At 73.5% G+C, this 22,311-nt stretch carries 17 protein-coding genes and 1 pseudogene; 7 read left to right on the forward strand and 11 right to left on the reverse strand.

Features of this window, described 5'->3' with window-relative positions:
- Positions 1-13: 13 nt before the first annotated feature.
- The 5 genes from KME66_RS03530 to KME66_RS03550 all read right to left on the reverse strand — a co-directional run bounded on the left by KME66_RS03530 (position 14) and on the right by KME66_RS03550 (position 8,663).
- Positions 14-1,516, reverse strand: coding sequence for an aldehyde dehydrogenase family protein (locus KME66_RS03530; RefSeq protein WP_073226713.1), 1,503 nt, complete (start codon positions 1,514-1,516; stop codon positions 14-16).
- A gap of 432 nt (positions 1,517-1,948) precedes the next feature.
- A complete protein-coding gene (locus tag KME66_RS03535; RefSeq protein ID WP_253208560.1) occupies positions 1,949-3,136 on the reverse strand; it encodes a cytochrome P450 in 1,188 nt (395 codons plus the stop codon).
- Positions 3,137-3,201: 65 nt separating this feature from the next.
- The gene (locus KME66_RS03540; protein ID WP_216318805.1) at positions 3,202-4,497 is read right to left on the reverse strand and encodes a cytochrome P450; all 1,296 of its coding nucleotides are present in this window, start codon (positions 4,495-4,497) and stop codon (positions 3,202-3,204) included.
- A gap of 174 nt (positions 4,498-4,671) precedes the next feature.
- Positions 4,672-6,408 (reverse strand): hypothetical protein, encoded by a 1,737-nt coding sequence (locus tag KME66_RS03545; RefSeq protein ID WP_216318807.1) that lies wholly within the window; start codon positions 6,406-6,408, stop codon positions 4,672-4,674.
- 50 nt (positions 6,409-6,458) lie between these two features.
- Positions 6,459-8,663 (reverse strand): regulator, encoded by a 2,205-nt coding sequence (locus KME66_RS03550; protein WP_216318810.1) that lies wholly within the window; start codon positions 8,661-8,663, stop codon positions 6,459-6,461.
- Between the two features lie 141 nt (positions 8,664-8,804).
- Between KME66_RS03550 and KME66_RS03555 the strand changes: the two genes are divergently transcribed.
- The 7 genes from KME66_RS03555 (at position 8,805) to KME66_RS03580 (ending at position 15,227) form a co-directional block, all read left to right on the forward strand.
- Positions 8,805-9,515: a response regulator transcription factor gene (locus KME66_RS03555; protein ID WP_216329065.1), complete on the forward strand. Its 711-nt coding sequence runs from the start codon at positions 8,805-8,807 to the stop codon at positions 9,513-9,515.
- Positions 9,516-9,627: 112 nt separating this feature from the next.
- Complete coding sequence (locus tag KME66_RS03560) at positions 9,628-11,760, forward strand: cell wall metabolism sensor histidine kinase WalK (RefSeq protein WP_253208561.1); 2,133 nt, start codon at positions 9,628-9,630, stop codon at positions 11,758-11,760.
- Between the two features lie 126 nt (positions 11,761-11,886).
- On the forward strand, positions 11,887-12,162 hold the full coding sequence (locus tag KME66_RS33800; protein WP_253208224.1) for a hypothetical protein: 276 nt from the start codon (positions 11,887-11,889) through the stop codon (positions 12,160-12,162).
- On the forward strand, positions 12,159-12,317 hold the full coding sequence (locus tag KME66_RS33805) for a hypothetical protein (RefSeq protein ID WP_253208225.1): 159 nt from the start codon (positions 12,159-12,161) through the stop codon (positions 12,315-12,317). The genes KME66_RS33800 and KME66_RS33805 overlap by 4 nt, the downstream gene beginning before the upstream one ends.
- Before the next feature lie 96 nt (positions 12,318-12,413).
- The gene (locus tag KME66_RS03570; protein ID WP_216318813.1) at positions 12,414-13,049 is read left to right on the forward strand and encodes a class F sortase; all 636 of its coding nucleotides are present in this window, start codon (positions 12,414-12,416) and stop codon (positions 13,047-13,049) included.
- Positions 13,050-13,228: 179 nt separating this feature from the next.
- Entirely contained in the window at positions 13,229-14,209 is a 981-nt protein-coding gene (sph, locus tag KME66_RS03575; RefSeq protein WP_216318816.1) for a sphingomyelin phosphodiesterase, read from the forward strand.
- Positions 14,210-14,417: 208 nt separating this feature from the next.
- On the forward strand, positions 14,418-15,227 hold the full coding sequence (locus KME66_RS03580; protein WP_216318819.1) for an N-formylglutamate amidohydrolase: 810 nt from the start codon (positions 14,418-14,420) through the stop codon (positions 15,225-15,227).
- A gap of 111 nt (positions 15,228-15,338) precedes the next feature.
- On the opposite strand, the pseudogene KME66_RS33810 reads toward KME66_RS03580, so the two are convergent.
- The 6 genes and pseudogenes from KME66_RS33810 to KME66_RS03605 all read right to left on the reverse strand — a co-directional run.
- Positions 15,339-15,779 (reverse strand): annotated as a pseudogene (locus KME66_RS33810) (hypothetical protein); the annotation flags it as partial.
- Positions 15,780-16,016: 237 nt separating this feature from the next.
- Positions 16,017-16,406, reverse strand: coding sequence for a D-ribose pyranase (gene rbsD, locus KME66_RS03585; protein WP_216318821.1), 390 nt, complete (start codon positions 16,404-16,406; stop codon positions 16,017-16,019).
- Complete coding sequence (locus tag KME66_RS03590) at positions 16,403-17,326, reverse strand: ribokinase (protein ID WP_216318825.1); 924 nt, start codon at positions 17,324-17,326, stop codon at positions 16,403-16,405. The genes rbsD and KME66_RS03590 overlap by 4 nt, the downstream gene beginning before the upstream one ends.
- 57 nt (positions 17,327-17,383) lie before the next feature.
- The gene (locus KME66_RS03595) at positions 17,384-19,339 is read right to left on the reverse strand and encodes a substrate-binding domain-containing protein (protein WP_216318828.1); all 1,956 of its coding nucleotides are present in this window, start codon (positions 19,337-19,339) and stop codon (positions 17,384-17,386) included.
- On the reverse strand, positions 19,329-20,897 hold the full coding sequence (locus KME66_RS03600) for a sugar ABC transporter ATP-binding protein (RefSeq protein WP_073226758.1): 1,569 nt from the start codon (positions 20,895-20,897) through the stop codon (positions 19,329-19,331). Before KME66_RS03600 ends, KME66_RS03595 begins: the two co-directional genes overlap by 11 nt.
- Positions 20,894-21,910, reverse strand: coding sequence for a LacI family DNA-binding transcriptional regulator (locus KME66_RS03605; protein WP_216318831.1), 1,017 nt, complete (start codon positions 21,908-21,910; stop codon positions 20,894-20,896). The genes KME66_RS03600 and KME66_RS03605 overlap by 4 nt, the downstream gene beginning before the upstream one ends.
- Positions 21,911-22,311 lie beyond the last annotated feature (401 nt).

Consider the following 22,311-nt stretch of genomic DNA (forward strand, 5'->3'; position numbering starts at 1 on the left):
GCCCCCGCAGGCGTCAGCCGGCGAACCAGCGCTGGGGGCGCGGGTTGAGGTTCTGGTAGATGTGCTTGGACTCGCGGTACTCGGCGAGTCCCGTCGGGCCCAGCTCGCGTCCCGTGCCGGACTTCCCGAAGCCGCCCCACTCCGCCTGGGGGAGGTAGGGGTGGTAGTCGTTGATCCAGACGGTGCCGTGGCGCAGCCGTCCGGCGACCCGGCGGGCGCGGCCGGCGTCGGTCGTCCACACGGCGCCCGCGAGCCCGTAGTCGGTGTCGTTGGCCAGCGTGACGGCCTCTTCCTCGGTGCGGAAGGTCTCGACGGTGAGGATCGGGCCGAAGGTCTCCTCGCGGACCACCTTCATCTCGCGGTGGCAGCCGTCGAGGACGGTCGGCCGGTAGAAGTAGCCGCCCTCGGGGAGTACGTCGCTGGGCTTCGGGCGCTCCCCGCCGGCCCGGACGACCGCGCCCTCCTCGCGGGCGGAGGCGACGTAGGCCTCGACCTTGGCGAGCTGCTGCGCGGAGACGAGGGGGCCGCACTCGACGCCGTCGAGCGTGCCGCGGCCGAGGCGGACGGCGTCGGCGCGGCGGGCCAGTTCGGTGACGAAGCGCTCGCTGACCGTGTCCTGGATGATCAGGCGGGCGCCGGCGGAGCAGACCTGGCCGCTGTGGAAGAACGCGGCGTTCAGGGCCTGGTCGACAGCGGTGTCGAAGTCCTCGTCGGTGGCGCAGGCGTCGGCGAAGACCACGTTGGGGTTCTTGCCGCCGAGTTCGAGGGCCACCTTCTTCACGGTGGGCGCGGCGGCCTGGGCCACCTTCGTACCGCTGGCGAGACCGCCGGTGAAGGAGACCAGGTCGACGTCCGGGTGCTCGGAGAGCCGGGCGCCCACCGGGTCGCCCGCGCCGGTGACGAGGTTGGCGACGCCGTCGGGGAGTCCGGCCTCGGCGAGCAGCTTGATCAGGTGGACGGTGGAGAGCGGGGTGACCTCGCTGGGCTTGAGCACGAAGGTGTTGCCCGCGGCGAGGGCCGGGGCGATCTTCCAGCTGGCCTGGAGGAGGGGGTAGTTCCAGGGCGCGATGAGGGCGCAGACGCCGACGGGCTCGTGGACGACGATGCTGTGGACCTCGGGGTCGCCGGCGTCGACGACCCGGCCGCCGCTCTCGTTCATCACGAGGTCGGCGAAGTAGCGGAAGGCGTTCGTGACGTCGTCGACGTCGACCCGGCCCTCCTCCAGGGTCTTGCCGGTGTCGCGGCTCTCGGTGATCGCGATCTCCTCGCGGTCCCGCTGGAGGAGCTCGGCGACCCGGCGCAGCAGCCCGGCCCGCTCGGCGACGGGCCGGTGCGGCCAGGGGCCGTCGTCGAAGGCGCGCCGCGCGGCGGCGATCGCCGCGTCGGTGTCCGCCACGCCGCCCTCCGCCACGACGGCCAGGGCGGTGGCGTCGGCGGGGTCGAGGACCGTGCGGGTTTCGCCCGATACGGCAGCCCGCCAGGTGCCGTCGATGTGGATGGTGCTGAGCTCCAGCATGTCGTGTTTAGCCTTCCGTGCCTGAAATGCCCCCTCCGGTTTCGGCCAGGGCATGCGCATGGCGGGCCGACGTCCGGCGCACCAGCAGCCTGGACCCCTCCCCCGTGGCGCGGAATGTATGCCGAGAATTTCACGCAGAGTGATGTGACTCACGCGCGGCACTCTCTACGGGGAGTTTCCCGAGCTTCGCCCAGGGCGCTGCGGTGCTGGTCAGGCGGGTGATGGCGGGGCCGCAGGGGACGGGAGAACGGGAGAGAGGCCGCGCGGAGCACGAGACAGGCACGCGCTCGCCCACAAGGACTGGGCAGGCGCGCCGACAGCCCGGATGGACGAGGCGGGCACACCCTCAGCCCGGATGCACGAGGCAGGCGCGCTCAGCCCGGCTGCACGAGGCAGGCGCGCTCAGCCCAGGAGCACGAGGCAGGCGCGCCCTCAGCCCAGGAGGACGGGGAAGGCCGCCATGTCGTTCTGCGTCATCACGGGAAGCCTGGTGATCTCCTCGTCCGGGACGGCGAGACGGAGTTCGGGGAAGCGGGCGAACAGCGCGGGCAGCGCGATGCCCGCCTCGACGCGCGACAGAGCGGCGCCGGGGCAGATGTGCGGGCCGTGACCGAAGGTCATGTGGCGGTTACGGGTGGGCCGGGTGATGTCGAAGGTGTCGGCGTCGGGGCCGTGCTGCTCGGTGTCCCGGCCGATGGCCCGGTAGGAGATGACGACGCCTTCCCCCGTGCGGATCACCCCGTCGCCGACGGCTATGTCCTCGGTGGCGAACCGCATCAGCAGATGGGTGGTGGGGGTGTCCCAGCGCAGCGTCTCCTCGATCACGGCGTCCCAGCCGATCTCCCCGTCGAGCACCTTGCGCAGCTGGCCCGGGTGGGAGAGGAGGGCGCGCACGGCGTTGAGGACGAGTCCGATGGTGGTCTCGTGCCCGGCGGCGACCATGGCCTTGAGGTTGCCCACCACCTCCTCCTCGGTGAGCGGTTCGCCGCCCTCCTCGGCCAGGATCAGCGCACTGGTGAGGTCGTCCGTGGGCCGGGCGGTCTTCTCCCGTACGAGGCTGGCGTAGAAGACGTCCAGCTCCGCCAGCAGGGCGAGGCGTTCGTCCTGCGGGGTGAGCATCGAGAAGAACGCCTTGTACTGCCGGGTGAGCATGGCGTGCTGGGACGCGTCGACGCCCATCAGCATGCCGACGACCTTCATCGGCAGCGGCTGGGCGAAGACCGCCTTCAGGTCGACGACCCCGTCCTCGCCCTGGGCGGCGTCGAGGTCGTCCAGCAGCTCTTCGGTGAACTTCTCGATGTCCGGGCGGATCGCCTCCAGGCGCCGGGGAGTCAGCGCCTGCGACGTCTTGGTGCGCAGCCGCCGGTGTTCGGCACCGTCGACGGTGAACATGGAACGCCCGGCGTCGATCATGCCGATCAGCGGCCAGGCACGTGTCACCGCTCCGCTCCGCCACGCACCCCAGGCGTCGATGTCCTTCACCAGGCGCGGGTCGACGAGCAGTTGGCGCGCCTCGGCGTGCCGGGTGACCGCCCAGGCCGGGACGCCGAGCAGGTCGATCCGGGCGAGGACCCCGGCGTCGCGCAGTCGCAGGGTCTCGCCGTCCAGGTCCTGGACCATGGGGTCGATGGTGATGACCTCGGCGTCCCGGCCGGCTCGGTCGGTTTCGGCGTGCGGGCAGTTCACTACGCGTCTCCTGTCGTTCGTACGGGCGTGAAGCGGACGGGCAGCGCGGTCGTGCCGCGCAGGAAGGCGGACGGCCTGCGGACCAGCTCGGTTGCGGGGACGGCCAGTTCGAGATCGGGCAGCCGGTCCAGCAGCACTTCGATCCCGGTACGGGCGATGATCTCGGCGATCTCCTGGGCGGGGAAGGGGCAGCGGTACTCGCCGTGGCTGAACGCCAGGTGGGCACTGTTGCCGCCCTGCCCGGAGCGGACGGCGGAGGCGCTGACCTGCTGCCGGATGTGCGGGTCGGCGTTGGCGGCGCCGAGGCCGAGCAGCAGCATGTCGCCGCGGGCGATGCTCCGGCCGCCGAGCCGGGTGTCGCGCGCGGCCCAGCGGCCGGCCAGGATCTGCGTGGGGCCGTCCTCCCAGAGCACCTCGTTCATGGCCTCGGCGACGCTGTGCCGGCCGCCGGAGAGCGCGTCGGCGAACTGGTCCTCGGTGAGCATCAGCCGGGTGGAGTTGCTGATCCAGTCGGCGGTGGTGAGGTGCCCTGCGGCCGTGACGGCCATCAGGTCGAGGGCGTACTCCTCGTCGGTGAACGGTCCCGGATGGGCCAGCATCCGCGAGGTCACGTCGTCGCCGGGGCGGGCCCGCTTGTCGGCGACGAGGCGCTGCATGTGCTCGCCGAAACGCAGATGCGCCTTCTGCGCGTCGGGCCCGCCGTCGGCGAGGTCCTTGAGCACCCGCGCGATGTCGGCCCCCTCGTCGTCGGGGAAGCCGACGAGCCGGGCGAGCACGAGGACGGGCAGCGGTTCGGCGTACTCGGAGACCAGGTCGGCGGTTCCCCGGGTGCACACGGCGTCGATGAGCCGGTCGGCCAACTGCTCGCAGTGCTGCCGGATCTCGAAGGGGTCCGCCCCTTCGAGGGCGGGGACGACCATGTCGACGTGCCGGCGGTGCTCGGCCCCGGCGGTGAAGTAGATGGACGGCATCGGGGTCCCCACCATGGGCAGCAGCGGCCAGTCGGCGGGGATGCTGCCCCACTGGTTCCACAGGGAGACGTCACGGGGGTACAACTCCCCGTCGCTGGTGACCTGGTGGAGTTCCCGGTAGCCGATCACCAGCCAGGCGGGAAAGCCGCCGGGCAGCTCGACCGGGACGACGGGACCGTGCTCGCGCCGCATGGCGCGGTAGAGCTCCTGGGGTTCCGTGTCGAAGCCGGGGCCACCGAGCGCGACGGCGCCTTCAGCGGCGCCGCGGGGACAGCCGCCGGTGCCGGTCGGGGACGCGGGCGTGGCGGAGGACGGGTTCGTCATCGTACGGACTCCAGTGGCGGCGACTTCACGCGTTGCGACCATACGATCAACGCGGCACCACTATAAGGACGTTCAGTGAACCCTTGGGCCCTGTTCGCGCTCATTTCCGCCCGAAGACCGGAGGACGCGGGATCGCCTTCCGGCGTTTCTCCTACGACATCTGCGCACCTTTGATCACAAGGTCGGCGGCGGGGTGAAGGCCACCTGGACGCTCCACTCCCCCGTTCGGAGGGTCAGGCCGCCGGTCAGGTCCTTCGACCGCTCCGGATCGGTCAGCCACAGGTTGACGGCCGACCCCAGGAGCACCGGGTCGAGTGCGGGCCGCCCGGACCCCCAGGCGCGTTCGGTGCGCGCCTCCCACTGCCGCCCGCCGCGCACCCGGACGAGGCAGCGGGACGCGTCCAGCCGGGCGACCAGGACGTTGAGGTTCTCGTGGCGCTGAGCCGCGTGGGCGATCCAGTCGAGCGCGGCCACCTCCGCGTCCGTGACGGTACGGGCCAGCACTTCCGCGGCGTCGGGCCAGTGGGGGTGGTTCTCCTCGGTGGTGACGGCGTAGAAGCCGCGGGCCTCGGTGTGATGCCCCGCGACGAGCGGCCTGCGCCGGATCCGTACGGTGCCCCGCACATGGCTCCCCGTCACGTCGTACGCCGTGGCCCGCGCCCGCCGCACCGGTTCGGGCAGCGGTACGGGAAGGGGCCGCGGCGCGTCCTCGGGCACCCGGACCCCGCGCTCGGCGAGGAACGCGTACATGCGGGCCCGCGTCACCTCACCGGAGGTGTCGACGGACGCGAGCTGCCCGTCGACCACGGGCCGCAGCGCCGCCGGGTCGTGCCGGGCCGCCACGTCCAGCAGTTGCGCGAGGAGATCCCCCTCGGCGTCCAGACGCGGCGCGCCCCGGGCGAACGCGGCGGCGGGAGAGAGCGGGTCCAGCTCGTCGAGACCGGTGGCCGCGAGCAGCGTGACGCGGTCCGCGGCGGCCGAGTAGAACGACGTACTGCCGTGGTCGCCGACCACCCAGTCACTGGCGACCACCGCGGCCCGCCACCCCTCCTGCGGCGGGATGATCATGAGGCCGGCGTCCATCGCGGCCCCGAGCCGCTCCAGGACGCCGGCAGGGGTGTGCCGGGCCCACACGTTGGGGTGGAAGACGGCCGCGACCGCGAACTCGTCGGCGGGCAGCGCGGTGACCAGCCGCAGCGGCAGGTCCGGATGGCGCCCGAGCAGCGAGTGCTCGCTCCAGGTGGAGTGGACGACGACCAGCCGCCGCCCGTCGACCGCGCCGAGCCGGGAGCGGTACCGGTCCCGCCGGGACAGGCTCGCGGTGATGCGCTGGAAGCACCAGTCGCCGACGGCCAGGGCGTACGGCACCGCCTCGGGGCAGATCTCGGCCAGTCGGTCGATCTGCTCCCGGTGGGAGACACCGATCGCCTTCGGGACGACCTTTCCCCGCCACATCAGCTCCCGCCGCGACAGCCCGGCGGGGGCGAGGGCGTCGCCCGTCGACTCGGTGACCAGGCGGTTGTACCCGGCCCCGTGCGGCAGCACCATCAGCGGGGCGTCGAGCCGGCGCATCGTCGGATGCACCGAGCAGCTCACGGCCAGATCGAAGGGACGCCGGATCGCCTCCTCCCAGCTCAGCACATGGACACCGAGACCGGACAGGTAGGCGTCCAGTCCATCGGCGAACGCCGATCCCGGATTGACCGTGTAGTACTTCTCGATGCCGTCCTCGGACCGCAGCAGGTGCATCACGTCCACCACCCGGGTGGCGGACGTGAGGGTCCGGGCCACCCCGAGCACCTCTGCCTTCGGCGGGTCCCAGGTGTTCCACCGGTCGCGGCCGGGCCGGGCCGCGCGGCGGCCCCTGAACCGGGCGGACGTACGGCTGAGCAGCGACGGCACCGAGGACAACGCGTGGCTCCGGGGGAGGTGGGGGGACGGGGAGAAGGAGGCCCGCAGGCTCAGGCCGTCGGCGCGGCCGGCGGCCTGAGCCCCATGGAACGCCGCAACGCGCTGAGCTTCTCCTCGCAGGCGTCCCGCAGCGGCCGGTCCTCGGCCCGGTCGGCCAGTGCGGTGAGCAGGTCGAGCGCCTGGTCGAGCTTGGCGAACTGTTTGAGCCCGGCCGCCGCGTCGGCCGCCGTGCCCGCCGCGGCGACCGCCCGGTCCAGCGAGCCGGACCCGGCGAAGGCGTGGGCCCGTACGAGGTCGATCCGGGGCAGCATCGGTGCGTCGCCGGCGGTGCGGGCGGTCTCGGCCGCCTCGTCCAGCACATCGAGGGCGTCGGCCCACCGCTCCCCCGCCACCAGCGCCTGGGCGACGTTGTAGCTCTGCACGACGATGCCGTGCGGGTCGGGGACGGCGCGGTTGGCCGCCAGCGCGCGTTCGAAGAGCTGCCGTGCCTCCTCGGCCCGCCGGCGCGCCGCTCCGGGCGACTCCTCCGCCCGGCCGCGCGCCAGGGCGATGAGCCCGCGGCTCTCCTGGACGACCCCGCTCAGCCGCGGGTCGACGGCCGGACCCAACAGGACGGCCGCGGCGTCGAGCTGGGACTCCGCACGGTCGAGGTCGCCCAGCTCGTAGGCGGCCCGCGCGACCTGGTTCCGCATCCGGATCTCGACGTCCGGACGCGCCTGGTGCTGGGCCGCCTCGATGCCGAGAAGGCCCGACTCGATACAGTCCGCGAGGTGTTTACGGCTGTGGTAGAGCGCCCACAGCGACTCGCAGAGCCGCCACACCTCCTCGTGCCGGCCTTCGTCGGCGGCGACCCGGACGGCCGCCCGGAGGTTGGGGCGTTCCGCGTCGAGCCACTCCAGGGCCTCGGCCCGGCCGGTGAACAGGGCTTCCCGGAAGGCGAGTTCACCGAGCGTACGGTCCGGCGGCGGCTGGATCCGGAACCGGTCACCCAGCACCAGCTGATCCCCGTGGGCCGCCGCGTCGGCGTAGAAGTCCACGACGCGCCGCAGAACGGACCGGCGCCGCTCCTCGGGCAACATCCGTGCGCGCAGCCGGGCATGGGCCCGCACCACGTCGTGCAGGCGGTAGCGGCGCGGCCGGTCCGACGACTCCACCAGCACCGCGAGCCGGCAGGAGAGGAGCTCGCCGAGGCCCTCGTCGACCCGGGTGGCGCCGACGGCCGTCAGCAGATCGGCCGTGGCCGTCGTACCGGGCAGGACGCCCAGGAGGTCGTAGAGGTGGCGGGTGTGAGCGGCCACCCCCGCCACCACCGAGTCCAGCACCGCGTCGACGGCCTCGCCCACGCCCTCCTCCTCCGTCCCTCCGCCCGCGCCCACGGCCACCGCCATCGCTCCCGGCAGGCCGTCCTCGCCCGCTCCGTACCGCCCGGCCGTCAGATCACGCACCACGTCGTCGAGGGTCAGCTGCGGCCGGGCCGCCAGCCACTCCAGCGCCGCCCGCAGCGCCAACGGGTGCCCTGCGCACAGCCGTACGACATCGGCGGCCGTCCCCTCGTCCGCGCCGGCATGCCAACGGCGTACGAGCTCCGTCCCCGCCGCCTCGTCCAGCGGGGCGACGTCGATGAGTACGGCCCCGTCCATCAGCAGCGACGGCAGGACCCGGCGCCCGGTCGCCACGAGCAGCCCCCGCGGCGGCATGAGGGCCCTCACCTCCGGGGCGTGCTGGACGTCGTCCACCGTCACCAGAAGGTGCAGCCTGGCGGCGACGCTACGGAAGAGCGCCGTCCGTTCCGCGAGTCCGCCGGGCAGGTAGTCCTGGTGGACCCGCAGCGCGCGCAGGAACTCCCCGAGCACCGCGGCGAGGTCGACCGCTCCGTCCCGGCGGTGGTCCGCCAGGTCGACGTGGAGCCGGCCGTCGGGAAAGGACCGGTGCAGCTCACGCCGGACGGCCTGGGCGACGAGCTGCGTCTTGCCGACCCCGCCCACCCCGACCACCAGCACGACACCCGGCTCCGGTCCGGCGGCCAGGGACAGCGCCGCGTCCCGCAGATCGGCCAGCTCCTGTGTCCGGTTGACGAACACCCGGCTGGGCAGGGGCCCCTGGCGCGGCGGGACGTCCGGCGGGGGCGCGGGCAACCGGATGCCCTCGATGTGCTGCGCCATCAGGACGGGCCCGACGATGACGGCGTCCCCGGACACCGTGTTGTACGCCGCGTTCCGCGCCGTTCCGCCGCCGTCGGTACCGAGGCTGCTCAACCCGTCTCCTTCCGCCGGTGCGGCCGCCCTTCGCGCGGGTGGACACTCCGGTTCCCTTCCCGGCTTCCGTGGACCGGAACCCGCCCCGGCCTCGCACTGTAGTCGCGCCGCTCTACGATCGGGGGCGTGTGCGCAGACGTCATGGTCGCGGAGGACGACGAGAAGCAGGCCGAGCTCGTACGGCGCTATCTGGAACGGGAAGGACACGCGGTACGGGTCGTGGGCGACGGCCTCGCCGTGCTCGACGCCGTCCGGCACCGGGAACCCGACCTGCTCGTCCTCGATGTGATGATGCCGCGGGCCGACGGGCTGGACGTGGTGCGGGTGCTGCGGTCCGAGAACCGCGGGCTGCCCGTGCTCATGCTGACCGCGCGGTCGACCGAGGACGATCTCCTGCTGGGTCTCGACCTCGGCGCCGACGACTACATGACCAAGCCCTACAGCCCGCGCGAGCTGATGGCCCGGGTCCGCACCCTGCTGCGGCGCACCCGGCGGCCCGGCGGCCCGGAGCCGGTGGCCGGGGATCCGGTGCTGCGCGTCGGCTCCCTGGTGGTCGACCCGGAACGGCACGAGGTGTCGGTGGGCGGCCGGACGGTGGAGTGCACCCCGGGCGAGTTCCGGATCCTGGCGGCCCTGGCGGCCGGACCGGACCGGGTGTTCAGCCGGCAGCGGCTCCTGGAGGAACTCCACGGGTTCGACCGCTACATCAGTGCCCGGACCGTCGACGTCCACGTCATGAACCTGCGCAAGAAGATCGAGCGGGCCCCTCGGCGGCCGGAACGGCTGCTCACCGTCTTCGGCGTCGGCTACAAGCTCACCGACCCCGCGAAGGCCGCGGCCCGGCGTGCGTAGGGCACGCGGGCACGGCGGCCGACGGCAGAGGCCGGACGGGGCGCGGCGGCCGCCGCGCGAGCCGGTCCGGACGGGACCGCCGCTCCGCCGGCCGGACCGGGCGCGGCTGCCGCTGCGGCGGAGCCTGCTGGGCCGGCTGCTCGCGGTCTCGGCGCTGGTGGCCGCGTGTTCGGTGGCGGCCACCGCCTGGATCGCCGTACAGACCACCTCGGGCGCGATCAGGCAGGAGCAGGGCCGCAACCTCGCCGCGGACGCCAGGATCTACGACACCCTGCTGGAGTACGCCGCCCGCAACCCGAGCTGGGACGGGGTCGGCGCGACGGTCCGGAAGCTGGCGCGGGAGTCGGGCCGCAGGGTCGCCCTGACCACGCAGGGCAGGCGGCCGCTCGCGGACTCGGCCACGGGGAAGACCTCCCCGGCACTGCCGCCGCAGGCGTCGGCCGTGGTCGACCCGTTGTCCGTGGACACCGTCCTGGCGGCGCGCGGCGCGGACGGGCAGGGGACGGGCGCCGACCGGATCGACCCGCGGGCGGTGGGTCCCTTCCGGCTCTCGGCGGCCGACAGCCGGGCGTTGCGGCGGGCGGCGGACGACAAGGTGGCGTGCCTGAGCCGGGCGGGGATCGCCGCGGACGTGGTGGTCGGCGCGAGCGGCCGTCCCCGGGTGCAGATCGTGGGCAACGACCCCGAACGCGCGCTCGGCACCCGCTGCGATCTCGCGGCCCTGGACGAGCCCACCCCCTCGGAACGCAAGGCGCTCGACGCTCTGACCGGGCTGGCGGACGCCTGCCTGGAGCGCCAGGGCCGCGAGGGCGTACGGCTGAACAGCGATCTGTCCTGGGGCGACCCGGTCCCGGTGGCCGTGCCGGGCGAGCCCGGGGCGGTCGCGCCGCGGCCGGTGCCCGCGCCGCGCGACGCCCAGGCGGAGCAGGCAGCCCCGCCGGTCGAGGTGCCGGAGCGGACCGGGGAGGACGACCGGGCCATCGCGTCCTGTGTGGGCTCGGCCCGGAGCGAGCAGCTCAGTTCGTACGTCGCCTCCCCCGCCCTCCTCTTCATCGGTGACGAGGGCGGCGCGACGCTGCCCGGCTTCGAGCTGTCCCCCGCGAACACCGCCAGGATCGTGGGAGCCGCGGCGCTCGTGCTGGCGCTCACAGTTGGCGCGTCGGTGTTCGCGGGAGCCCGCCTGGTACGCCCGCTGCACGCGCTGACCGGAGCCGCGCAGCGGATGCGGGACGGGGAGCAGCCGGCGTCGGTGCCCGTGTCGGGGGACGACGAGGTCGGGCGGCTGGCCGCGGCGTTCAACGACATGTCGGCCCATCGGGCGCGGCTGGAGGAGCAGCGCAAGGCGATGGTGAGCGATGTCGCCCATGAGCTGCGCACCCCGCTGAGCAACATCCGGGGCTGGCTGGAGGCCGCCCAGGACGGACTCGCCGACCCCGACCCGGCGTTCGTCTCCTCGCTGCTGGAGGAGGCCGTGCTGCTCCAGCACATCATCGACGACCTCCAGGACCTGGCGGCGGCCGACGCCGGGGCCCTGCGCCTGCATCCGGAGCCCGTCGACGTCCGGGAGCTGCTGGGCCAGGTCGCCGCCGCGCACCAGGCGCGGGCGGAGAACGCGGGTGTGACGCTCACCGTCACGGCGACCGCCCCGAGCGCGGCCGGCCCCGGTCCGGCCCTGAGCGCGGACCCGGTGCGGCTGCGGCAGGCGGTGGGGAACCTGGTGTCCAACGCCGTACGGCACACACCGCGGGGCGGGCGGGTGACGCTGCACGCGTACGTGTCCGGGCCGGGCACCCCGGAGCCGGACCGCTCCGGGCAGGACGACGCCTCGCAGTCGGGCCCCTCCGGGCAGGGCGGGTCGGCGCAGAGCACCCCCGGGCCGGGCGCCTCGGGGCCGGGCGTCTCCGAGTCCGGCGCCTCAGAGCCGGGCGGCTCCGGGCCGGGCGGCTCCGGGCCCGGTGCCTTCAGGCCGTACGTCTCCGAGCCCGGCGACGCTTCGGTGGTGATCGAGGTGGCGGACACCGGATCGGGTATCCCCGCGGACGATCTCGCCCATGTCTTCGACCGGTTCTGGCGCGCCGAGAAGTCCCGCAGCCGCCGAACGGGCGGCAGCGGCCTGGGGCTGGCCATCGTCCGCAAGCTGGTCGAGGCGCACGGCGGCACGGCGGAGGCGACGAGCACCGAGGGCGAGGGGTCGACGTTCGTCCTCCGGCTGCCCGGCGCGAAGCCGCCGCCGTCCGGCCCCTGATGGGATGACCACAGCGTTCTGACAGCTTCTTCATATCCACGCGCCAGCCTGGCGGCATGCCCCGTCCCCGGTGCGCACCCGCATCCGGGACTGTCGCGGGGCCGAGTATGGAATGGAGCCATCCGCATGACCGCTGTCCCCTCGCGCACCACCCTGCGCGCCGCCGTCCTCGCCGCTGTCGCGGCCGGCGCGGTGCTGGTCCCGTCCGCCGCCGCCTTCGCCGACGCCTCCCCGAAGCCGTCGGCGCCCGTCGAGGCCACACCGTCGCCGGAGCGGAGCGAGCCCGCCGCGAAGACCCCGGAGGACGCCGCCCGCTCGGTGACCCCGCGGCGGTGTGGCGGCGGGCGACCGCCCGGCACCCGCGGCGGGGCAGGCCGCCCTCACAGGCCGCCCCCGCGGTGATCCCGCGCGGCGGCGTCGCCGCCGGTGAACGCCCGGTCGCCGGCGCGGGCAACGGCACCGCGCTGCTCGCCGGTTCGGCGGCGGGAGCCGTCCTGCTCGCGGGCGCGGGCACGCTCGTGCTGCGCCGCCGTTCGGTCACCGGCCACAACGGCTGACCCGTACACCGACTGTGGCGCCGCCCCGGCACGGGACGGCGCCACACCGCTCCCCGCCGCGAGCCGCCCCCTCCCGCCCCGATCCCGGAGTCTTCTGTGCCGTCGCCCCGTCCGCCCCGCCGTTTCCCGCGGGCCGCCGCCCTGCTGACCAGCGTCGCGTTCTGCTTCGCCCTGGCCGGCTGCTCGTCCGCCGAGCCCTCGGCGGTCAGCGCCACCGCCCCCTCCGCATCGGCGCGGGACGAGGCGGGCCCCGGACCGGACGCGCCGCCCCGGACCGGAGGGGCGGAGCGGCCGGCTCCCACGGAGGTCGCCATCCCGTCGATCGGCGTACGGAGCACCCTGATGGAGCTGGGACTCAACGCGGACGGCACGGTCGAGGTCCCGCCGGCGGAGAAGGGCATGACGGCGGGCTGGTACCGCGGCGGGTCCGCACCCGGCGCACCGGGCCCGGCGGTACTGATCGGCCACAACGACACCCGCTTCGGCCGGGCCGTCTTCCACGACCTCAGGAACATCCGCAGGGGCGCCGACGTACTGGTCCGCGACGGGGCGGGGAAGACCCTGCGCTTCACGGTCACGGGGAAGGAAGCGGTCAGCAAGCAGGCGTTCCCCACCGGGAAGGTCTACGGCCCGACGAAGGACAGCACACTGCGGCTCATCACCTGCGACGGGGAGTTCGACGCGGAAGGCCACCCGGTGGACAACCTGATCGTGTACGGCGTCCTCGTCTGAGGGCCGACGCGGCGGGAAACGTACGTGCTCGCGGCGGCGTACCGGGGCGGCGTCACCGGCCGGGATCCGGATGGCAGCCGATCGGACAGACTCGTGCCACCCGGTGTCTACCCGTGGGTAACTGGCGCTGCTTGGATGGGGGGCGCCCGGTAAGCCCCCCACTCGACCCAGGAGACCTCGTGCCGAACACCGCGCTCCGCCGCCTCACCGGCGTCACCCTGTCCGCCGCGCTCGCCGCCGTCACCCTCGCCGCGAACGCTCCCCAGGCGGCGGCTGCCGAGACCCCGTCGCTGCGGGTGCTCTCGTACAACGCTTTCCTCTTCAGCAAGACGCTCTACCCCAACTGGGGCCAGGACCACCGGGCGGCCGAGATCCCGAAGACGTCGTTCTTCCAGGGCAACGACGTCGTGGTGATCCAGGAGGCCTTCGACAACGGCGCCTCCGAGGCGTTGCAGCGCAACGCCTCCGCCCAGTACCCGTACCAGACCCCGGTGGTCGGCCGGAGCAAGAGCGGCTGGGACGCGACGGGCGGCTCCTACTCGGCGACCACGCCGGAGGACGGCGGCGTCACCATCCTCAGCAAGTGGCCGATCGTCCGCAAGGAGCAGTTCGTCTTCAAGAACGCGTGCGGGGCCGACTGGTTCTCGAACAAGGGCTTCGCCTACGCGGTCCTGAACGTCAACGGCGCCCGGGTCCACGTCGTCGGCACCCACGCCCAGTCGACCGACCCCGGCTGCTCGGCGGGCGAGGCCGCGCAGATGCGCAGCCGGCAGTTCAAGCAGATGGACGCATTCCTCGACGCGAAGAACATCCCGGCCTCCGAACAGGTCGTCGTGGCGGGCGACTTCAACGTCGACGGACACTCGGCGGAGTACGCGTCGTTCCTCTCCGACGCCGGCCTGAGCACCCCGGACTCCCGGACGGGCCACCCGTACTCCTTCGACACCCGCGACAACTCTATAGCGTCCGAGCGCTACCCCGACGACCCGCGCGAGGACCTGGACCACGTGCTGCACCGCACGGGTCACGCCAAGCCGTCGGGCTGGAAGAACGACGTGGTCAAGGAGCAGAGCGCCCCCTGGACGGTGTCCAGCTGGGGCAAGAAGTACACGTACACGAACCTCTCCGACCACTACCCGGTGATCGGCTCCGGCCAGTAGTCGCACCCTGGCCTCGCTGTCCCCTCCGGCCCCCGGGCCGAGGGGACAGCGCCGTTCCCGGGCCCGGTCGCGCCCGGCCGGGACCCCTGACGGCACGCGCCCGGGGGCTGTCCTGCCGAGGATCCGGCAGGACAGGCGGGGTCGCCCGGCCCCCGCCGGGGGCGGTCCGGGATGCTGGTGCCGGGAGTACGAACCCGAAGGAGTACCCGTGAGCGACCTCCAGCAGCCCTTCACCCTCATCCCCGGGGCCGCCGGCTCCCCGGTCCTCCTCCACGTACCGCACGGATCCCGCCGCGTCCCCCACCACGTGCGTCAGGGGATCACGTTGGACGACCCCGCCCTGGAGCGCGAGCTCGACCACATCACCGACGCCCACACCGCCGAACTGGCCGCGGCCGCGGCGGCGCTCGCCCCGGTCGCCCCCTGGCGCTTCGTCAACAACCTGTCCCGGCTCGTCGTCGACCCCGAACGCTTCCCGGACGAGCGGGAGGAGATGCTCGCCGTCGGCATGGGCGCGGTCTACACCCGCACCACCCACCGCGAACAGCTCCGCCCGCCGGGGGACGACCCCTCTCCCCTGCTGGAGGCGTACTTCCACCCGTACGCGGACGCCATGACCGAGGCGGTCGAGGCACGCATCGCCGCCGCCGGCCGGGCGGTGGTCATCGACGTCCACTCGTACCCGACCGCGCCGCTCCCCTACGAGCTGCACGGCACCGGCCCTCGCCAGCCCGTCTGCCTGGGCACCGACCCGTTCCACACCCCGCCGGGCCTCCTCGCGGCGGCCAGGGCGGCGTTCGGCGACCGTTTCGGCCGTGGCGGCATCGGGCACGACACCCCGTTCGCCGGTACGTACGTCCCTCTCCGGCACTACGGGTCGGACCGCCGGGTCACCGCGCTGATGATCGAGATCCGCCGCGACACGTACATGACCGAGCCGGGCGGGCCTGCGGGACCGGGCCTGGAGATGCTGGCGGGGGCTCTGGCGGAGCTGGTGGGGAGCGTCACTTCCCGGTGACCACCCCTCCAGCGGCGGGGAAGAGCCCCGACGTGAAGGCGAGGACGACGTCGGCCGCTTCGCGCGGGGTGCATCAGTCAGGTGACGGCGGGCGGTGGGTCCGCTGTGCGGCCCGTCCCACAGCGCGAGGCTGATGCGCTGCCCGGCGTCCGCCCAGGCGGGCGGGGTCCGGACGACCAGGTACAGGGGCCTCGCCCGGTCGCGCTCCGGTGGGTCGTAGCGGGCCAGGAGGATGGTCAGCCCCGGGCGCAGCAGCCCGTGCGGGGCAATTCTCGGCATGTGCCAGCGCAGCAGGTCGGGGGCCAGGTGGCGCAGGTCCGCCCGGATGCGGGCGGCGAGGGCCCGGCCGTGGCTGCCTGCCACGGGCCGTAGTTGGAGATCGACGCCGACGCCTGCCGCGGCGCACGCTCCTGCCCAGTCCCCGGCCTCGCGGCGGGCGGTCGCCGTCGCGATCATCACGGGCGGCACGGCGAACTCGCGTACGCGCGGCCAGAAGGAGGGGAGACGGAGGTCGGACGGGTGGGAATCCCGGTTCGCGGTCGAAGGGAGCATCAGCACTCACCTTGCGCGGACGGGGCACCCAATCTGTTCGTGGAGTGAGTCATCGCGGGGAGCACAGCCACGGATCGCCCCTATCCGTCAGGCTCTTCTTCGGCGTGGTGCGGTGTGCGGGCGCCGGCCCCGCACACCGCACCACGAGCACCGAGATCCGAGCACCCAACACCGGTGGCAGGACGGGCGGTTGCGCCGGGCCCGCCCACCGCCCGGAGCGACTGCCCGTACCGGGTGTCAGAAGAACACCCCGCACCGCAGCAGCACGTTCGCGTACGGCCGCGCCTCGCCCGTGCGGACCACCAGGCGGGTCGTCGCCGTGAGCGCCTTGAGGTCGTCGTGCGGGACCGACTCCAGCCAGGGGAAGTGGGTGTCCAGGAGCGCCGCGGCCGCCGGGTTGGCGTCGCGGATCTCCTCGGCGGCCGTCGCGCCCTCGACGACCAGTTCGTCGAGCAGGCCGTCCAGCACCTCGGCGAACGACGGGGTCCCGGCGCGGAAGGCCAGGTCGACGACGCGGGGGCCGGGCGGGATCGGCAGGCCGGCGTCGCAGACCAGGACGGTGTCGCCGTGGCCGAGTTCGGCGATCGCGCCCGCCAGGTGGCGGTTGAGGATGCCCGACTTCTTCACAGCGCGTCGACCTCCTCCAGCGTCGGGAACGACTCCTGCGCCCCGCGGGCGGTGACCGCCGCCGCGCCCACCCTGACCGCGAAGGCCGCCGCCTCCCGCAGGTCGTCGCCGCGGCCGAGGCGCCAGGCGAGGGCCGCCGTGAACGCGTCCCCGGCGCCGGTCGTGTCGACGGCCTCGACCTTCGGGCTGACGAGGTGGTCCAGGGAGCCCGTACGGCCGTCCGCGACCAGGGCCCCGGCGGCGCCCAGGGTGACGACGACCGAGCGCGGGCCCAGCGCGAGGAGAGCCGGGGCCCAGTCGTGCGGCCCCTCCCCCGCGTCCCCGCCCAGGATGTACCGCGCCTCGTGCTCGTTGACCACCAGCGGATCGCACGCGGCGAGCACCTCCTCGGAGAGCGGGGCGGGCGGCGACGGGTTGAGGACGAGCCGGGTGTCCGGCCCCCGGCCGCGTACCGTCTCGGCCACCGTGTCCAGGGGGATCTCCAGCTGTACGGAGACCACCCGGGCGGCGGCCAGCAGCGGGGCCGCCGCCCGGACGTCCTCGGGCGTGAGACGGCCGTTGGCTCCCGGGGAGACCACGATGCTGTTGTCGCCCGAGGGGTCGACGGTGATCAAAGCGACGCCGGTGGGGGCGCCGCCGACCAGGACGCCGTCCGTGTGCACGCCCGCCGCCCGCTGGGTCTCCAGCAGGAGGCGTCCGTGGTCGTCGTCGCCGACCCGGGCGAGCAGAGCGGTCCTCGCACCGAGGCGGGCGGCTGCCAGGGCCTGGTTGGCGCCCTTGCCGCCGGGGTGGACGGCCAGGTCGGAACCGAGGACGGTCTCGCCGGGGGCGGGGCGGCGCTCGACGCCGATCACCAGGTCGGCGTTGGCCGACCCGACGACCAGCAGGTCGTACCGGTCGTCGGGGGCGTTGTCGCGCATGGGGGTGCTTCCTGCTTTCGTCGGTCGGAGCCGGTGGACGGATTCGGTGAGCGCGGCTCAGGAGAAGTCGGCGGCATTCTCCCGGGTGACCACCTTCACCGGCACCTTCACCGTGCTCGCGACCTTCTCGTCCTGCGCGGCCTTGACCGCGTTCCGCACCGCGATCTTCCCGAGTTCGGCAGGCTGTTGGGCGACGGACGCGTAGAGCGTGCCGGCCTCGACCGCCTTCAGGCCGTCCGGGGTGCCGTCGAATCCGACGACCGAGACGGACTTCCCGGCCTTGCCGCCGAGGGCCTTGACCGCGCCGAGCGCCATCTCGTCGTTCTCGGCGAAGACGCCCGTGACGTCGGGGTGCGACTGGATCAGGTTCGTCATGACGTCGAGGCCCTTGGTGCGGTCGAAGTCCGCGGGCTGCTTGGCGACCACCTTGATGTCCGGGTACGCCTTGAGGCCTTCGGCGAAGCCGGCCCCGCGCTCGCGGCTGGCGGAGGTGCCCGCCGTGCCCTGGAGGATGACGATGCTGCCCCTGCCGCCGAGCTTGTCGGCCAGCGCGTCGGCGGCGAGCTTGCCGCCCGCCACGTTGTCGGAGGCGACGAGGGTCGCGGTGTCGGCCTTGTTGACGCCCCGGTCGGCGGCGATCACGGGAATGTCCGCCTGGTTGGCGCTGCGGACGCCCGGCCCGACGGCGTCCGAGTCCACCGGGTTGACGATGATCGAGGATACTCCCGAACTGGTGAAGTTCTGGAGCTGGTTGGCCTGCTGGGAGGCGTCGTTCTGGGCATCGGTGACGGTGAGGTCGACGCCCGCCTTCTCCGCTTCCGCCTGTGCGCCTTCCTTCATCTGCACGAAGAAGGGGTTGTTGAGCGTGGAGAGGGACATGCCGATCCGCTTCGTGGAGCCGGACGAACCGGAGTTGACGTAGGAGACGGCGCCGGCGACGAGCGCCACGGCGAGGGCCGCCCCGGCGAACTTGAGTGCTCCCCTGCGCCCGGCGCCCGGCGCGCCGGGCGCCGTCCCCGCCGAGGGAGCCGCGCCCGAACCGGCCTTCCGGCGCAGCGTGTCGAGCAAGACGGCCAGCGCGATGACGACACCGATGACGACCTGCTGCCAGAACGCCGACACGGAGAGGAGGTTGAGGCCGTTGCGGAGGACGGCGAGGATCAGCGCGCCGATGAGAGTGCCGGACGCCTTGCCGACGCCGCCGGCCAGGCTCGCCCCGCCGATGACGACGGCGGCGATGGCGTCGAGTTCGTACCCCTGGGCGGCCTGCGGCTGGGCGGAGACGAGGCGCGAGGCCAGGACGATGCCCGCGACGGCGGCGAAGAGGCCGGACAGAGCGTAGATGACGATCTTCTGGCGCTTGACGCGGAGACCGGAGAGCCGGGCCGCCTCCTCGTTGCCGCCGATCGCGTACATCGAGCGGCCGATGAACGTGCGGCCGAGGATCAGCGCGGTGACCAGGCCCATCGCGATCATCACGAGGACCGGAACGGGAAGCCATCCGCCGAGCGTGTCACCGAGCCGTGAGACGGAGTCGGGGAACGCGATCGGGCTGCCCTGCGAGATGACGAGCGAGAGGCCGCGGGCGATCGAGAGCATGGCCAGCGTCGCGATGAACGGCGGGAGTTTGCCGTACGAGATCAGGGCGCCGTTCACGAAGCCGCAGGCGATGCCGGTGGCGATCGCGAGGACCACGGCCAGGACCACCGGCACGCCCGCCGATGTCGCCGACCAGGCGAGGACCGTCGCGGAGAGAGCGGCCACCGAGCCGACGGACAGGTCGATGCCCGCCGCGACGATCACGAAGGTGACGCCGAACGCGAGGATGGCGGTGACGGCCGCCTGGACGCCGATGTTCAACAGGTTCTGGGTGGTGAGGAAGTCGCCGGAGAGCAGCGACATCGCCACCACCAGAACGACCAGGGCGCTCAGCGCCCCGTTGTCGAGCAGGACACGGCGTATCACGGAGGCGCCCCCAGCGCCCGTGTCCCTCTTGAGTGTCTCAGTGGCCACGGGGGCCCTCCTCTGCGTTCTTCGGTGCGGGGTGTTCGTGGGGCGGCGGGGTGGAGACGGCGAGGGCCATCACCGCGTCCTGGGTGGCTTCCGCGGCGGGGAGTTCCCCGGCGAGCCGGCCCTGGGCCATGACGAGGACGCGGTCGCTCATGCCGAGCACCTCGGGCAGATCGCTGGAGATCATCAGAACGGCGTGGCCGGAGGCGGTCAGTTCGTTGATGAGCTGGTAGATCTCGACCTTGGCGCCGACGTCGATGCCCCGGGTCGGCTCGTCGAGGATGAGGACTCGGGTGTCGGCCAGCAGCCACTTGCCGATGACGACCTTCTGCTGGTTGCCGCCGGACAGCGTGCGCACGTGCTGGCCGATGCCGGACATGCGGACGCCGAGCTGCTGGGCGATACGGGCCGCGGCGGTGCGCTGGCCCTTGAGGTCGACGATCCCGGAGCGCGTGGCGGAGCGCAGGGTGACCAGGCCCAGGTTCTCCTGCACGGAGGCGTCGAGCACCAGCCCCTGGCCCTTGCGGTCCTCCGGTACGAGGCCTATCCCGGCGCTCATGGCGGCGGGGACGTCGTGCCGGGCGAGGCGTTCGCCCCGTACGTCGACGGTGCCGGCGTCGTACGGGTCCGCGCCGAAGACCGCGCGCGCCACCTCCGTACGCCCGGCGCCGACGAGCCCGGCGAGGCCGACGACCTCGCCCGCGCGCACGTCGAAGCTGACGTCGTGGAAGACGCCGTTACGGGTCAGCCCCCGCACGGACAGCAACGCGTCGCCCGTGTCCGGGCGTTCGCGCGGGTACTGCTGCTCGATGCTGCGGCCGACCATGAGCTGGACGAGTTCGTCCTCGGGGGTGGAGGCCGGAACCTGGTCGATGCTGCGGCCGTCGCGCAGAACGGTGACGCGGTCGCCCAGTGCGGCGATCTCGTCCAGGTGGTGGGTGATGAAGACGATCCCGACCCCGTCCGCGCGGAGCCGGCGGACGATCGCGAAGAGCTTGTCGACCTCTTCGGAGGTGAGCACGGCGGTCGGCTCGTCCATGATCAGGACGCGGGCGTCCAGGCTGAGCGCCTTGGCGATCTCCACCATCTGGAGCCGGGCGATGCCCAGTTCGCGGACCTTGGCGTCGGGGCGCACGTCGACGCCGACGCGGCGCAGCAGCTCCGCCGCGTCCTGGCGCATCCGGCGGTGGTCGACGAGCCCGAAGCGGCGCGGCTGGCGGCCGAGGTAGATGTTCTCGGCGACCGTCAGGTCGGGGACGAGGTTGAACTCCTGGTAGATGGTGGCGATCCCGAGCCGCTCGGCGTCCTGTGCACCGTCGATGCGGACCTCGCGGCCGTCGGCCAGGATGCGGCCGTGGTCGGGGCGGTAGGCGCCGGAGAGCATCTTGATGAGCGTGCTCTTGCCCGCGCCGTTCTCACCGAGCAGGACGTGCACTTCGCCTCTGCGGAGGTCGAAGTCGACGTTGTCGAGCGCCACGACGCCGGGGAAGGTCTTGCGCAGACCCTCGATGCGCAGCAACTCGTCGGGGGCGGTGGTCGGTTGCTCCTCCGGTGCGGTCACCGGTCGCTCCTCTGGTTCGTTGCGGCCCCGCCGCACGAGCGGCGTACGACGAGGCGGGCGGGCAGGGTGACGGACTGCGGGGTCCGCCCTTCGATCAGGTCGGCCAGCGCGCGTACGGCGGCCCGTGCCAGGTCGGCGGTCGGCTGGGCGATGGCGGTGATCGGCGGATCGGTGTGGACGAACCACGGGATGTCGTCGAAGGCGGCGAGCGCGATGGCGTCGGGCACCCGCAGCCCCCGCGCCCGGATCGCGTCGAGGGCGCCGAGGGCCATGAGGTTGTCGGCGGCGAACACGACCTCGGGCGGCTCGGCCAGGGCCAGGAACCGCTCGGTGGCCCGGCGCCCGCTGGCGGCCTGGAAGTCACCCTGCCCGATGTAGGCGTCGGGCAGGGCGAGCCCCAGACCCCGCATGGCCTCCCGGAACGCCTCGACACGCTCGTTGCCGGTGGTGGTCGCGGCGGGCCCGGCGATGATGGCGAGCCTGCGGTGGCCGAGTCCGTGCAGATGGGCGACCAGGTCCTTGACCGCCCCCGTACCGTCGGCCCGGACGACGGGCACGTCGATACCGGGGATCCAGCGGTCGACGAAGACCATCGGCGTACCGCCCAGGGCGACGTCCCGCATCAGCGGGGAGCCGCCGTCGGCGGGCGAGACGAGGAGCCCGTCGATCCTGCGGTCGATGAGCGTGCGGATGTGGTGGTCCTGGAGCTCGGGCCGCTCGTCGGCGTTGCCGATGATGACGCTGTAGCCGAGCGCGCGGGCCTCCTCCTCGACGAAGCGGGCCAGCTCGGTGAAGTACGGGTTGAGCACATCGCTGATGACCAGACCGAGGGTGCGGGTCTGGGCCGTGCGCAGCGAGCGGGCCACCGCGTTGGGCCGGTAGCCGAGCGCCTCGACGGCAGCGAGGACACGGGTGCGCGCCTCGTCGCTGACGGACGGATGGCTGTTCAGCACGCGCGAGACCGTGGCGACGGACACCCCCGCCTCGGCCGCGACGTCTTTGATGCTCGCCATGCCCGGACCACCTCCTTGTGGTTTCCGTACGCCTCGAAACCTGGAGGCGGAACGGTGGTGGACCGGTTCACGACGCCGTGGAATCGATTACACGCATGATTGGAATCGATTACATGGCCGAAAGCAAGACCCCCTTCCGTGGCCGAGACCGGATCGTGACGAGGGAAGGCGGTGAGCGGTGAGCTTCGCGAGAGGTGCGCGAACCACGGACCTGCTCGACGGGATCGCGCCGCGAAGCCACGTCCGAAGCGTCCGGACCGGGCGCTGGGGGCACGCCGCACCTCGCCCCGGATCCGGCTCCCCCAACGGGTGCGGCCGTTCGAGTAGACGTTTCGTCACTCTCTGCTACCGGCTGCGCCGCCTGCACCCCGCCGGACAGGCCGCTCCCGGCCGTAGCCGCG

Source organism: Streptomyces sp. YPW6, assembly GCF_018866325.1.
Taxonomy (GTDB): domain Bacteria; phylum Actinomycetota; class Actinomycetes; order Streptomycetales; family Streptomycetaceae; genus Streptomyces.

What these genes read in the sequence shown, in the direction of transcription:
- KME66_RS03530 (WP_073226713.1), bottom strand. Translation starts at nt 1,516, where the DNA reads ATGCTGGAGCTCAGCACCATCCACATCGACGGCACCTGGCGGGCTGCC.
- KME66_RS03535 (WP_253208560.1), bottom strand. Translation starts at nt 3,136, where the DNA reads ATGGTCCAGGACCTGGACGGCGAGACCCTGCGACTGCGCGACGCCGGG.
- KME66_RS03540 (WP_216318805.1), bottom strand. Translation starts at nt 4,497, where the DNA reads ATGACGAACCCGTCCTCCGCCACGCCCGCGTCCCCGACCGGCACCGGC.
- KME66_RS03555 (WP_216329065.1), top strand. Translation starts at nt 8,805, where the DNA reads ATGGTCGCGGAGGACGACGAGAAGCAGGCCGAGCTCGTACGGCGCTAT.
- KME66_RS33800 (WP_253208224.1), top strand. Translation starts at nt 11,887, where the DNA reads ATGACCGCTGTCCCCTCGCGCACCACCCTGCGCGCCGCCGTCCTCGCC.
- KME66_RS03590 (WP_216318825.1), bottom strand. Translation starts at nt 17,326, where the DNA reads ATGCGCGACAACGCCCCCGACGACCGGTACGACCTGCTGGTCGTCGGG.
- KME66_RS03605 (WP_216318831.1), bottom strand. Translation starts at nt 21,910, where the DNA reads ATGGCGAGCATCAAAGACGTCGCGGCCGAGGCGGGGGTGTCCGTCGCC.